11 protein-coding genes are annotated in these 11,941 nt (G+C 71.4%); 1 reads left to right on the forward strand and 10 read right to left on the reverse strand.

Annotation, left to right across the window (positions count from 1 at the left end; all coding sequences use genetic code 11):
* Positions 1-5: 5 nt before the first annotated feature.
* On the reverse strand, positions 6-449 hold the full coding sequence (locus BMY07_RS29325) for a CBS domain-containing protein (protein ID WP_177215871.1): 444 nt from the start codon (positions 447-449) through the stop codon (positions 6-8).
* Positions 450-825: 376 nt separating this feature from the next.
* Between BMY07_RS29325 and BMY07_RS29330 the strand changes: the two genes are divergently transcribed.
* Complete coding sequence (locus BMY07_RS29330) at positions 826-1,884, forward strand: CHAT domain-containing protein (RefSeq protein ID WP_092785779.1); 1,059 nt, start codon at positions 826-828, stop codon at positions 1,882-1,884.
* Positions 1,885-1,991: 107 nt separating this feature from the next.
* Here the strand turns inward: BMY07_RS29330 and BMY07_RS29335 are convergent, their stop codons facing one another.
* Genes BMY07_RS29335 through BMY07_RS29375 form a run of 9 tightly spaced genes read right to left on the reverse strand, consistent with a single transcriptional unit; the run spans position 1,992 to position 11,920 of the window.
* The gene (locus BMY07_RS29335; protein ID WP_092785780.1) at positions 1,992-2,720 is read right to left on the reverse strand and encodes an alpha/beta hydrolase; all 729 of its coding nucleotides are present in this window, start codon (positions 2,718-2,720) and stop codon (positions 1,992-1,994) included.
* A 1-nt stretch (position 2,721) separates the two neighbouring features.
* Positions 2,722-3,714, reverse strand: coding sequence for an LLM class flavin-dependent oxidoreductase (locus BMY07_RS29340; RefSeq protein WP_092785781.1), 993 nt, complete (start codon positions 3,712-3,714; stop codon positions 2,722-2,724).
* Positions 3,711-5,393 (reverse strand): FAD-dependent oxidoreductase, encoded by a 1,683-nt coding sequence (locus tag BMY07_RS29345; protein WP_092785782.1) that lies wholly within the window; start codon positions 5,391-5,393, stop codon positions 3,711-3,713. Before BMY07_RS29345 ends, BMY07_RS29340 begins: the two co-directional genes overlap by 4 nt.
* Positions 5,390-6,823: an NtaA/DmoA family FMN-dependent monooxygenase gene (locus BMY07_RS29350; RefSeq protein ID WP_092785783.1), complete on the reverse strand. Its 1,434-nt coding sequence runs from the start codon at positions 6,821-6,823 to the stop codon at positions 5,390-5,392. The genes BMY07_RS29345 and BMY07_RS29350 overlap by 4 nt, the downstream gene beginning before the upstream one ends.
* A gap of 13 nt (positions 6,824-6,836) precedes the next feature.
* Complete coding sequence (locus BMY07_RS29355; RefSeq protein WP_092785784.1) at positions 6,837-7,655, reverse strand: ABC transporter ATP-binding protein; 819 nt, start codon at positions 7,653-7,655, stop codon at positions 6,837-6,839.
* The gene (locus tag BMY07_RS29360; RefSeq protein WP_092785785.1) at positions 7,652-8,503 is read right to left on the reverse strand and encodes an ABC transporter ATP-binding protein; all 852 of its coding nucleotides are present in this window, start codon (positions 8,501-8,503) and stop codon (positions 7,652-7,654) included. Before BMY07_RS29360 ends, BMY07_RS29355 begins: the two co-directional genes overlap by 4 nt.
* Positions 8,500-9,375 (reverse strand): ABC transporter permease, encoded by an 876-nt coding sequence (locus BMY07_RS29365; RefSeq protein ID WP_092785786.1) that lies wholly within the window; start codon positions 9,373-9,375, stop codon positions 8,500-8,502. The genes BMY07_RS29360 and BMY07_RS29365 overlap by 4 nt, the downstream gene beginning before the upstream one ends.
* A gap of 3 nt (positions 9,376-9,378) precedes the next feature.
* Positions 9,379-10,392 carry an ABC transporter permease gene (locus tag BMY07_RS29370; RefSeq protein WP_092785788.1) on the reverse strand — a complete coding sequence of 338 codons (1,014 nt, stop codon included), beginning with the start codon at positions 10,390-10,392 and terminating at the stop codon, positions 9,379-9,381.
* Positions 10,382-11,920, reverse strand: a complete 1,539-nt coding sequence (locus tag BMY07_RS29375; protein ID WP_092785790.1) for an ABC transporter substrate-binding protein — start codon at positions 11,918-11,920, stop codon at positions 10,382-10,384. The genes BMY07_RS29370 and BMY07_RS29375 overlap by 11 nt, the downstream gene beginning before the upstream one ends.
* Positions 11,921-11,941: the final 21 nt, after the last annotated feature.

The following is an 11,941-nucleotide window of genomic DNA, read 5'->3' on the forward strand; positions in this document are numbered from 1 at the left end:
GAGGGCTACAGGGCTTGCAGCAGGTCCTCGACGCTGACCATGGCTGCGAAGGTGCCGCCTTCGTGGACCACGGGCAGCGCGGTCTCGGTGGTGGTGAGCATGAGCCTGGCGGCGTCGACGCAGGTGGTGTGCGGGGTGAGGGCGGTGGGCGGGTTCATCAGGTCGGCGGCGGTCTCGGCGACCGTGGCGGACCGGACGCGCTCGCGGAGCAGGTCGGTGGCCGAGACGACGCCGACGAGCCTGCCGTTGTCGACGACGGGGACGACTCGGTGCCAGGTGGCGAGCACGGCGGCGCGGACCGCGGTGAGGGGCGTGTCGGGTCGGACGGGGGTGACCTGGGTGTCCATGACGTCGCGGACGAGCACGGGGGTGTCGCGCGACGTCAACTGACCGTGGCGCCTGCTGACGCGCTGCCGTGGGATGACGCCCCTGCTCGTGACCGCGCTCATCAGGCCGCCTCTCCTCCGCGTATCCCCCGACTGTGGACCCCGCGGTGCCCCCGGAACAGGGACCAAAGCACCGTCCGACCAGGGACCGTCAGTCCCGCGGAGGTCGAAGCCTGGCCCGGCCGACATCGGGGCGTTGGCCGGACAGCCGGACGAGGACGCCGACGCGGTGTGGCAGGCGGAGTTGGTGAAGCGGTATCCGAACGTGCGCCCAATTCGGCCGTTGCGGTGCGGACCGCGGAGCAGTTGCCAGCGCTGGGTATCGCGTTCGGCGACAAGCGTCCCACTGTGCGCGAGATCCGCGAGTGCGCGCGGCCGTAGGCCCGACGTCCCGCGTGGCGCCGGGAGAGTGTGATCCGCTCCTGGTAAAGAGGTCGAGGTGAGCGCGAGTCAGTACCGCAGGCAGCTTGAGAGCAAGCGCAAGCAACGGATCGATGCGGAGATGAGAGCGGGCCAGTACCGGACCAAGGAAACCGACAAGCGCACTGCGGCGGCGAAGGCGCGCGTTGCGGCGGAGAAGGCTACGAGTGCCAGCACCCGGTCCAGCAAGCTGAGCGAAGCTCGACGAGCCGACGACGCCGCAGCGGCGGCAGGCAAGGAGGCTGGCCGTTGGCAAGGCCGAGCGAGTGGCTTCGCCAAGGCCGAGGCGGATCTGCAGAGCAAGCTCGCCAAGGCCGAGCAGTCCGAGGCCGACGCCGCTCAACGGCTGCGCCAGCGGGATCTGCAGCGGGCCGCTCGTCGCTCTGCTGTCGAGACCTTGGCGTTGGAACGCCGCATGAGCCAGACGGAGGCGATTGTGGACACCGCTTTGCGCGAGTTGCCCACCCCCAAGCAGGAGAAGCTACGGATCTTGATCCTCGGCGCCGCCTCTGGCGGGGATCTGCGTGTGGGGCGGGAGCAGAAGCGAATCCGTGCCGCGGTCGAGTCCGCTCTGCACCGCGACTACGTTGAACTCGATGTGCGGCCCGCCGCGACCACCGCCGACTTGCTGGACGGCATCACCAAGTTCCGTCCTCACGTCGTGCACTTCTCCGGGCACAGCGATGACGGCTTGATCGAGTTCGAGGACGAACGCGATGAGCACCACCGAGGGGTCATCGTCACCGCACGAGCGTTCGCCGACGCGGTTGGGGCAACCGATGACCCGCCGCTGTTGGTGCTGCTGAACTCCTGTAACTCCGCGGCTCAGATCGACGGTCTTGTCGAGCGGGTAGCCCCGTTCGCTATCGGCATGGCCGACGAGATCGCGGACGGGGACGCCATCTCCTACGCCGCGCAGTTCTACGCCGCCATCGCCAATGGGCAGTCCGTCAAGTCCGCACACCTTTCGGGGCAAGCCGCATTGAAGCTCGCGGGGCTATCCGGCACGGAGTTGCCGACCCTGGCCTGGGCCCGCGACGTCGACCCGGCGACCACAGTGCTCGTCCGGGGCGCATGACTGGCGGTGCTCATTCGCTGGTGTTCCCGCACGAGCCGAGCCGCGCCGGCGTCGAGGTGTGTCGCGGCGCTGAGGGGCGGCGCGACACACCTATCCACAGTGGACTGTTACCAGGCGCTGGATTCGGTGGTGATGAGGGGGACCAGGCCGTTGCCGAGGGTTTCGAGGAAGGTGATGATCTCGGCGGCGACGGAGCGGTGTTGGCGGTCGTTGAGGACGTCGTGGTGGGCGCCGCGGACTACTGAGAGGCGGGATTTGGGGGAGGCCTTGACGGCGAGGGTGAGGGTGGTGCGGTCGGCGAGGGGGTCTTCGTCGCCGATGAGGAACAGGTGGGGGAGGTCGGTGGTGTCGTTGTAGGCGGCGGCGGTGAGGTCTGGGGGTAGGGGGGTGTGGAGGGCGCCGCGGGAGACGGCGGGGTCGTTGGTGAGGACGTCGCGGTGGGCGGGGCAGGAGGTCCTGATCTCCAGTTCCTCGGCCCAGTCGACGGCGGCGGCGGTGTGGCCGGGCAGGCCCGCGAGGACGACGGCGTCGGGCCACCACGGGGCGGCGGACGTTTCGCGGGACAGGAGCGCGGCGATGGCGGCGGCCCCGGAGTCGGCGCCGATGAGCACCAGCGGCCGGTCGGCTCCCTCGACGGCCTCGGTCAGCTCGTCCGCCAGCCGGGTCACCGAGGTGACGTCGGGGGCGTCGACGACGCGGACGCGGTAGGCGTCGGCGGCCAGGCGGGTGCCGAGGCGGGTGTAGGTGGCCTGGGTCTCGCCGCGGCCGGGCACGACGATGACGGTGCCGCGCACGCGCAGGCCGTCGGGTTCGGGGAAGTCGGTGTAGCGACTCACCTCACACTCCTTCCGATGAGGGCTTCCAGCCCAGGGCGGGGGCGACCTCGGTCGCGATGAGTTCCAGCGCGCGGATCGTGGCGTCGTGATCCGGGACGGCCGGGTTGAACTGGGTGATCAGGTCGGTGGCGACGGGCAGCACGAGTTCGCGCCGCAGTTCCTCGACGATCTCGTCGGGGTGGCCGTAGAACGAGTGGAACCGGCGCAGTGCCTCGTCGACGTCGAGTCCGGCGGGGAAGCCGGGGAACCGCAGCGCCGCCTGGTGCACGTCCTCCCCGATCTGCGCCAGCGCCGTGCGCCGGTCCTTGGCGGGGTAGACGAACCGCGACAGCCCGATGCGCGGTGTCCGGGGCGAGTCCCACGCAGCCAGATACGCGTCGGCCCACGGGCGTTGGACCTCGTCGGTGGGTTCCTCGTAGCCGTAGGCGGCGCGGTTGATCAGCAGGTTGGAACCGGCTCGCGCCGCGTGCTCGGCCCCGGCGCCGCTGAAGATCCCCTGCCAGATCCGCGAGGTGAAGTCCCCGGCGGGTGGCTGGATGGTGAACCCGCTGGTGCCGACCTCCTCGTTGGACAGTGCCGAGCGCAGCACCGCCAGCCCCTCGGTGGTCAGCTCGCGTCTGCGGGTGACGTCGCGGCCGAACGCGGCGTACTCGGCGTCGCTGCCGCCGCTGCCCACCCCGACCTCGACGCGTCCGCCGCTGAGGGTGTCGACCACGGAGATGTCCTCCGCGAGCCGGATGGGGTCTTCCAGCGGCAGGATCGTGATGGCCGTGCCGAGCCGGATCCGCTTGGTGCGGGCGGCGGCGTGGGCGAGGAACGTCCACGGCGAGGGCAGTCCGCCGCCGCCGAGCGGGACGTGGTGCTGGGCGACCCAGCCGACGTCGAAGCCCAGCTCGTCGGCGACGACGAACAGGTCCTGGGCGTTGCGGTAGGTCTGGGCGAGGTCGCCGCCGCGGCCCTGGACGTGGGTGAGGAACCCGAGCCGGATGCTCATGCCCGGCTCCCCACGAGTTCGGCGGGCTGCGGTACGCCGAGGACCCGGTCGAGTACCGCGGCCGCGCCGCCGTCGGGCAGGGCGGTGCCGCGCCAGGCGACGTGCTGGTCGGGGCGGACGAGGACGTTGCCCTCGCCGTAGAGTTCCCGCGCCGCCGGGTCGCTCAGGTGCACGACGGTGAACGGCAGCGACCGCGCGGACGCCTCGGCGGCGAACGCCTGCTCCACGGCCCGGTCCTCGGCGAGCACCACGAGCGCCCAGTCGTTGCCGATCCGGTCGTAGAGGGTGCCGCCGTAGGGGTCGACCAGTCCGTTGGGCGCGCGATGCCCGGGCCGGGGGTCGTCGACGTACACATCCGAGCGCCACTCGGGCTCGGTGTCGAGTTGCCCGTCCTCGTACCAGATCGCGGTGGAGTCGTCGTAGCGCTCGTCGAAGGTGACCCCGTCCGCGCCGACCCGCCCGGAGGCGATGAGCTCGCCGATGGCGGCGCGCCGGGCCTGGGCGTCCTCGCTGAGGTCGGCGTCGTCGGGGACCCCGACCTCCCGGATCTTGGCGAGGGTGGCCTGGGATCGGCGGGAGCGGTCGAGGGCGTAGTCGCCGATGCGCCAGTTGTGCCTGCGGCGTTCCTGGTCGTAGCTGTCCAGGAGGGTGTCGGAGGCGTGTCCGGCGAGGACGGCGGCGAGTTTCCACCCGAGGTTGACCACGTCGCCGAAGCCCTCGCCGAGGTTGCCGCCCGGGGGCCGCACGTGCGCGGCGTCCCCGGCGAGCAGCACGCGGCCCGCGCGGAAGGTCTCGGCGATGCGGGTGGCGTGGTAGAAGGTGGTGGCGGAGACGAGTTCCAGGTCGAGGTCGAACCCGAACGCGGCCTGGGCGGTGGTGAGCAGTTCCGCCTCGGACGGTTCGTGGTCGAGCGGGAACGGTCCGGCGTAGACGCGCCAGTCGCGGGTGCTGACGGCGGCGAGGAACCCGTCGGCGCGGTGGTTGAACACGATGTTGGTGCCGCTGGGGGCGGGGCCGACGCGGTCGGAGATGTCGCCGGTGCGCACGATCAGCCGAAGCCGCTTCTCGGTGGCGTGCTCGCCCTCGCGGGTGATCCCGGCCAACCGGCGGACGGTGCTGTTGCCGCCGTCGGCGCCGATGACGTACTTCGCGCGGATCACCCGCCCCTCACCGACCACGGCCTCGACACCGTCGGCGTCCTGGCGCAGTTCGGTGAGCCGCCACCCGCCCGCCACAGGCACCCCGCGCAGCGCGAGATGACGCAGGAACACCTGCTGCAACGCGCTCTGCGGTCGACGCAGTGCTTCCTCGGCGGAGTGCCGGGCAGTGCCGGTGAACGCGGGCCGCCGGTTGGGCACGAGTTCGTGACCGACCAGCGAGGTGATCAGCCGGATCCCCTGGTTCCACTCCGGCGGGAAGGTCCACTCGTCACGGACCGACTGCAGCACGCCCCAGCGGCGGAAGTGCTCCACCACGCGGGGTGTGTGTCCCATGGCCCCGGCGCGCACCAGGGTGGCGCCGGGCGCCTGGTCGACCACGGCGACCTCGACGCCGCGGGCGCTGAGTTCGAGCGCGGCGGAGAGCCCGACCGGCCCGGCGCCGACGACCAGGACGTCCACCTGCTCGGGTGGGGTGGTCTCGGGGAACCGGACGGTGTGGACGTCGCGTCCGCCGGTCATCGCGCGGCCACCAGGCTGTCAGTGTCGGCCGGGCTGTCAGTGTCGGCCACGACGGTGTTGCTGTCGGCCACGACGGTGTTGCTGTCGGCCACGACGGTGTTGCTGTCGGCCACGACGGTGTTGCTGTTGGCGGGGATGGGCAGGCCGAGGTTGCCGCGCAGGGTGTCGGCCTCGTACTCGGTGCGGAACAGGCCGCGCTGTTGCAGCAGCGGGATGACGCCGTCGACGAAGCGGGCGAGGTCGTCGTTGTTGCGGAAGGCGAGGTTGATGCCGTCGAAGGTGCCCGCGGCGAACCAGCGCTCGATGGTGTCGGCGACGGTGCCGGGGGCGCCGACGAACGGGGAGGCCTTGTGCTCGTTGAACGTCTCGACGACCTGCCGCAGGGTGAGGCCCTGTTCGGTGGCGCGGCCGATGATCCGCGCGGCGCCGGTGCGGCCGCCCTTCTCGGCCAGGTGCGCGACGTCGGGGAAGGGGGCGTCGGGGTCGTACTGGCTGAAGTCGTGCGCGCCGAACGCCCGGCCGAGCAGGCCGACGTTGCGGTCGAAGTCGTCGTCCTCGGCGAAGATGTCCTTGGCGCGGCGCTGGGCGGCCTCGTCGGTGCCCGCGACGACCGGGCCGCCGTGGATGAAGATCTTGATGTGGTCGGGGTCGCGACCGGCCTCGGCGGTGCGGCGCTTGATGTCGGCGTAGTAGGCGCGGGCGTCGTCGAACGAGCCGCCCGGGGCGTAGATGCCCTCGGCGACCTGCGCGGCGAGGTTGCGGCCTTCCTCGGACACCCCGGCCTGGAAGATCACCGGCTGGCCCTGCGGCGAGCGGGACAGGTTGAGCGGGCCGTCCACGCGGAAGTGCTCGCCGACGTGGTTGAGGGCGTGCAGCTTGCTGGGGTCGAGGAACACCCCGGTCTCGACGTCGGCGGGGAACGCGTCGTCCTCGTAGGAGTCCCACAGCCCGCGGATGACGCGCACCGCCTCGAGGGCGCGGCCGTAGCGGGTGGCGTAGTCGAGGTGTTCGTCGAGGCCGTAGTTGCGGCTGGTGCCGGTGTCGAAGCTGGTGACGACGTTCCACCCGGCGCGGCCGCCGCTGATGTGGTCGAGGGAGGCGAAGCGGCGGGCGAGGTTGAACGGCGAGTTGTAGGTGGAGCTCGCGGTGCCGACCAGCCCGATGTGCTTGGTGTGGGTGGCCACCGCCGACAGCAACGTCAGCGGCTCGAGCCGGTTGAGGTAGTGCGCGGGGTAGGTGGCGTTGATGAACTGGCTGTCGACGATGAACAACGCGTCGAACAGCGCGTGCTCGGCCGCTTGGGCCTGGGCGATGTAGTAGTTGATGTCGATGCTGGCGTTCTTGGCGACGCCGGGGTCCTTCCACAGGCCGTGCTGGCCGGGGCCGCCCACTCCGTACGGGTGCAGGGCGAGGTGGAGCTTGCGGGTCATGGGGTGTGTCCCTTCACGCGGTGAGCAGCGCACGCAGCGCCTCGCGTTCGGCGCGGCCCGCGGCGGCGGTGCGCAGCGTCGGCGCGGAGCTGATGAGCAGGCGGGTATAGGGGTGGCGCGGGGTGGCGACGACCTCGCGCGCGGTGCCGACCTCGACGAGTTCGCCCTGGTAGAGCACGGCGACCCGGTCGGCGATCCCGGCGACGGAGCCGAGGTCGTGGGAGATGAACACCAGCGCGATGCCGGTGGCGCGCAGGTCCTTGAGGATCTCCAGGACGCCGACGCGGTTGGCGGCGTCGAGGGCGCTGACCGGCTCGTCGAGGATCACCAGCTTGGGCTCGGTGATCAACGCGCGGGCGACGGCGACGCGCTGCCGCTGGCCGCCGGAGAGCTGCGCGGGCAACCGGTCCAGGAGTTCGGGGTCGAGCCGGACCTTCGGAAGGAACGTGCGCGCCTTCGCGACCGCCTCCTCGCGCGGAACGCCCTGGATCAGCAGCGGCTCGATGAGGGAGTCGACGACGGGCAGGTCGGGGTCGAGGCTGCGCAGCGGGTCCTGGAACACGTACTGCACCACGCCCCGGCGCCGCAGCGATCGCCATTGCCGGTTGCGGTAGCCGCTGACGTCCTCGCCGTCGATGACGATCCGCCCACCGGAGGCCGGGACCAGGCCGAGCACGGCGCGGGCGAGGGTCGACTTGCCCGACCCGGTCTCGCCGATGAGCCCGACGACCTCCCCCGGCCGCACCTCCAGCGACGCGCCCTTGAGCGCTTGGCGGCGGCGACGCCCGAGTCCGTAGTGGACGTCGAGGTCGGTGATCCGAAGTACCGTCACGGCCCCTCCCGGGTGAGGAACTTCTCCAGGCCGTACTGCTCGTGCTCGGTGATGAGCAGCCGGGTGTACTCGTGCTGGGGTTCGTAGAGCACGCGGGTCGTCGGGCCCTGCTCGACGACCTCGCCGTCGCGCATGACCAGCACCTCGTCGCACAGCTGCGCGACCACGGCCAGGTCGTGCGACACCACCACCAGCGCCAGGCCCGCGTTCTCGCGCAGGTCGGCCAGCAGGTCGAGGATCTCGGCCTGCACGGTGACATCGAGGGCGGTGGTGGCCTCGTCGGCGATGAGCACCCGCGGGTCGGCGGCGATGGCGGCCGCGATGAGGACCCGCTGCAGCATGCCGCCGGAGAGCTCGTAGGCGTACTGGGAGTACACCAACTCCGGGTCGCGCAGGTGGACCGCGGCGAGCAGCTCGACCGCGCGGCGCCGTGCCGCGCGCCGCTTGAGGCCCTTCTTCACCCGCACGACCTCGGCGATCTGCGGCCCGACCTGGATCGACGGGTTCAGGTACGACGCCGGGTCCTGGAACACCGCGCTGATCGTCGACCCGCGCAGGTCGGTCAGCTGCTCGCGGGTCGCCGAGGCGATGTCGAGCCCGGCGACGTGGATCTGTCCGGCGGCGACCTCGAAGTGCTCGGGCAGCACGCCCAGCACGGCCCGGCAGGTCAGCGTCTTGCCGCTGCCGGACTCGCCGACGATGCCGACCGCCTTGCCGGGGGTCAGCTCGAAGCTGACGCCCTTGACGAACTCGCGGTCGTCGACCTGCCCGCGCACCCGAACGTCGCGCACGGACAGCACCGGGTCCAGCGCGGTGGTGCTGACGGGGGTCTCGGTGAGGGTGGTCATGCCGTACCTCCTGCTGCGGCGGCCTGGTTGGCGCGGACCTTGCGGCTGTTGAGCAGGGCGCGGCCCGCCTCGCCGGAGACGTCGCGGATCGCGTCGGCGAGCAGGTTGCTGGCCCACACCGTCGCCATGATCAGCAGCGCCGGGGCGAACGGCGCCCACGGCCGGTAGTCGAGGTAGCCCAGGTCGGAGGCCAGCAGCCCACCCCAGGTCGGCTCGGGCGGCTGCACGCCGATGCCGAGGAACGACAGGCTGGAGACGATGATGAACCCGACGCCGAGGGTCTGGGCCAGGGCGACCGCGATCGGCGGCAGCACCTTCGCCCACACGTGCCGGCGGATGATCCACCGCAGCGACGCCCCGGAGATCAACGCCGCTTCCACGTACTGCGAGCGGGCCACCGCCAGCGTCGCGGCCCGCGACACCCGGAAGAACAGCGGCGACACCAGCACCCCGGTGACCAGCATGGCCTGGGTGATGCCGTTGCCCAGCAGCGCGGTGATGGCCACCGCGAACAGCAGGAACGGCAGGGCGATGAGGGTGTCGGCGACCCGCAGGGTCACCCACTCGAACACCCGCCCGAGGTAGACCGACAGGATGCCGGGGATCGCGCCGACGACCAGCGCCATCAGCGTGACCTCCAGCGCGCCGACGACGCTGGCGCGGGACCCGTCGAGCAGCCGGGAGAACACGTCACGGCCGAGGTAGTCGGTGCCCAGCCAGTGGCTGCCGGAGATCCCGGCGAGGGTGTCGTCGCTGACCGCCAACGGATCGAGCGGGGCGAGCAACGGCCCGAGGACGGCCAGCAGCGCGATGCCGAGCAGGATCGCGACGCTGACGCGACCGGCGGTGAGGGACAGGACACGGCGGACCACGGCTCACACCCCCCGCAGCGCCGCGGGCGCCACCTTGCCGAGCACGACGTTGATGACCAGGTTGAAGGTCACGACCATCACCACCGACACCACCAGCACCCCCTGCACGGCCGGGACGTCACCGGCTTGCGCCGAGTCGTTGGCGAAGCGGCCGAAGCCCTGCAACCCGAAGATCCACTCGGTGACCACCGACGCGCCGACCAGGGTCGGGAACTTGATGCCGAGGGTCGCCAGCGCCGGTCCGATGCCGTTGCACAGCACGTGCCGGAAGAACACCCGCCGCGGGCTCAGGCCGCGCACCACGGCACCGAGGACGTAGTTCTCCCGGTAGGCCGACACCAGCCCGGTCCGCAGTTGCCGGGCGACGTCGGCGACGACGTCGAAGCTCAGCGCGAGCGCGGGCAGGATGACGTGCGCCAGCCACAGGTCGACGCCCTCGGTGATCGGGATGTAGCCGCCGGAGGGCAGCAGGTCCAGCCCCACGGCGAAGATCTCGACCAGCACGATGCCGACCACGAACGCGGGCATCACCGACACCACGGTCACGAACCCGGTGATGGCCCGGTCCACCCAGGTGGAGCGCCGCAGCGCCGCCAGGGTGCCCAACGCGAACCCGAGGACCCCGCCGAGCACCAGCGCCAGCAGCGCCACCGACAGGCTCACCCCGAGACCGAGGCCGATGAGGGTGGCGACGTCGGCGCCGTTGACCCAGCTGGTGCCGAACTGGCCGTGCAGCACGTCGGTGAACCAGTCCCAGTACTGGACCAGGAACGGCCGGTCCAGGCCCCACTGGCTCTCGATGTTGTGGATGGCCTCGGGGGTGGCGCTCTCGCCGAGTTGCAGCCGGGCGGGGGACAGGCCGCTGAGCGAGCGCAGCGCGAAGGTCACGAAGGTGGCCACGAAGAACACCGGCACGAAGATCGCGACCGATCTGCCCAGGGTGGTGAGGACCCGCCACCCTGCCTGGCGGGCCCGCACCGCCGTGACCGCCCGGCCCGCGAGCGGGTCAGCGGCCACTGATCTTCACCCCGGTCCAGTCGATGTGCGCCGGGTTCTTGGGCAGGTTGGACACGGACTTGTTCTTCACGAACAGGTTCGGCGCGGAGTAGGTGAACACCAGCGCCCTGCTGTCGAGCCCCGCGCGGGTCGCCGCGCGCAACGCGGTGGGGTAGTCGGGGGAGTCGAGCGGGGTCTGGCGGACCTTGGCCACCGCGGCCTCGAACCCGGCGGGCTCGTACGGGGTGCTGAGGTTGAGCGGGCCGTTGGGGCCGAAGTGCGCGGTCAGGGTCTGCACCGCGGAGTCGCGGCCGGTGGTGCCGTAGATCGACAGCGCGAGTTCCTTGGCGAAGAACGGCTTGGACCAGTTCTTGTCGACCTTGATGGTCAGCGTGATGCCGACCGCGGCGAGCTGCGACTGCACGATCTCGGAGGCGGGCTGCGCGTCGGGGATGACCAGGTCGAGCTTGATGTCACCGGGCTTGAACCCGGCCTCGGCCAGCAGCGCCTTGGACTTGGCCGGGTCGTAGGGCCAGCGGTTCTTGGACTCGGGGTCGTAGGCGATGTAGCCCTCGGGGAAGGGCTGGTCGGTGGGCTCGCCGAGGCCGAAGGTCAGCTTGTCGACGAACTCCTTGCGGTTGATGGCGTGGCGCACCGCGTCGACGACCTTCGGGTTGTCGAAGGGTGCCTTGTTGACGTTGATGCTGATGTTGGAGGCGTTGAACCCGGGCTGCACGAACACATCGAGCCCGGCCTTCTTCGCCGCGTCGGCCTGGCTGGGGGTGAGGTCGGCGAAGTTGTAGACGCCGGTCTGCAGTCCGGACACGACGGTGGAGGCGTCCGGCGCGGAGGTCAGCTCCACGTTGTCGATGTGGATGTTGGCCGCGTCCCAGTAGTCCGGGTTCTTCTTCAGCACGGCCTTGGTGCCCGGCACCAGCTGGGTGACCACGAACGGGCCCGCGCCGACCGGGTTCTGGTCGAGCTTGGCCGGGTCCTGCGCGGCCTTGGGGCTGCTGACCTGCAGCACGCGCTGCCCGAGCAGCTGCGGGATCTGGTGGTCGACCTGGGCGAGCTTGACCACGACGTCGAGCCCGGACGCGGTGACCTCCTTGATGGAGGTGAGGTCACCGAACAGCGCCGAGTTCTTCTGGGTCTTGGCGCGCTCGATGGCGAACTTGATGGCGGCGCCGTCGACCGGCTCGCCGTCGGTGAACTTCAGGCCGGGCCGCAGGTGGAAGGTCACCTGGTCGCCCGCGGTGTTGTACTCCCAGTCCTTGGCCAGGTCCGGCACGGCCTTGCCGGTCTCGTCGGTGCGCGTCAGCGACGCGTGCACCAGCGACAGCAGCCGGAACTGGGCGCCGCTGCCGCTGACCACCGGGTCCCAGTGGGTGGGGAAGTAGGACGAGGCCCACTTGAGGGTGCTCGGGCCGCCCGCGGCGGCGGAGGCGCCACCGTTGCCGCACGCGGAGACGGTGGACGCCAGTGTCGCCGCGACGGCGATCCCGATGACGGCGCCGCGCAGACGGCGGGCGGTGGTGCGTACGGACATGTGCTGTCTTTCTCTTCGGGG

Source organism: Actinokineospora terrae (assembly GCF_900111175.1).
Lineage (GTDB): Bacteria > Actinomycetota > Actinomycetes > Mycobacteriales > Pseudonocardiaceae > Actinokineospora > Actinokineospora terrae.

Coding starts and splice junctions, on each gene's coding strand:
- BMY07_RS29325 (WP_177215871.1), bottom strand. CDS start 449: ATGAGCGCGGTCACGAGCAGGGGCGTCATCCCACGGCAGCGCGTCAGC.
- BMY07_RS29340 (WP_092785781.1), bottom strand. CDS start 3,714: ATGAGCATCCGGCTCGGGTTCCTCACCCACGTCCAGGGCCGCGGCGGC.
- BMY07_RS29345 (WP_092785782.1), bottom strand. CDS start 5,393: ATGACCGGCGGACGCGACGTCCACACCGTCCGGTTCCCCGAGACCACC.
- BMY07_RS29350 (WP_092785783.1), bottom strand. CDS start 6,823: ATGACCCGCAAGCTCCACCTCGCCCTGCACCCGTACGGAGTGGGCGGC.
- BMY07_RS29360 (WP_092785785.1), bottom strand. CDS start 8,503: ATGACCACCCTCACCGAGACCCCCGTCAGCACCACCGCGCTGGACCCG.
- BMY07_RS29375 (WP_092785790.1), bottom strand. CDS start 11,920: ATGTCCGTACGCACCACCGCCCGCCGTCTGCGCGGCGCCGTCATCGGG.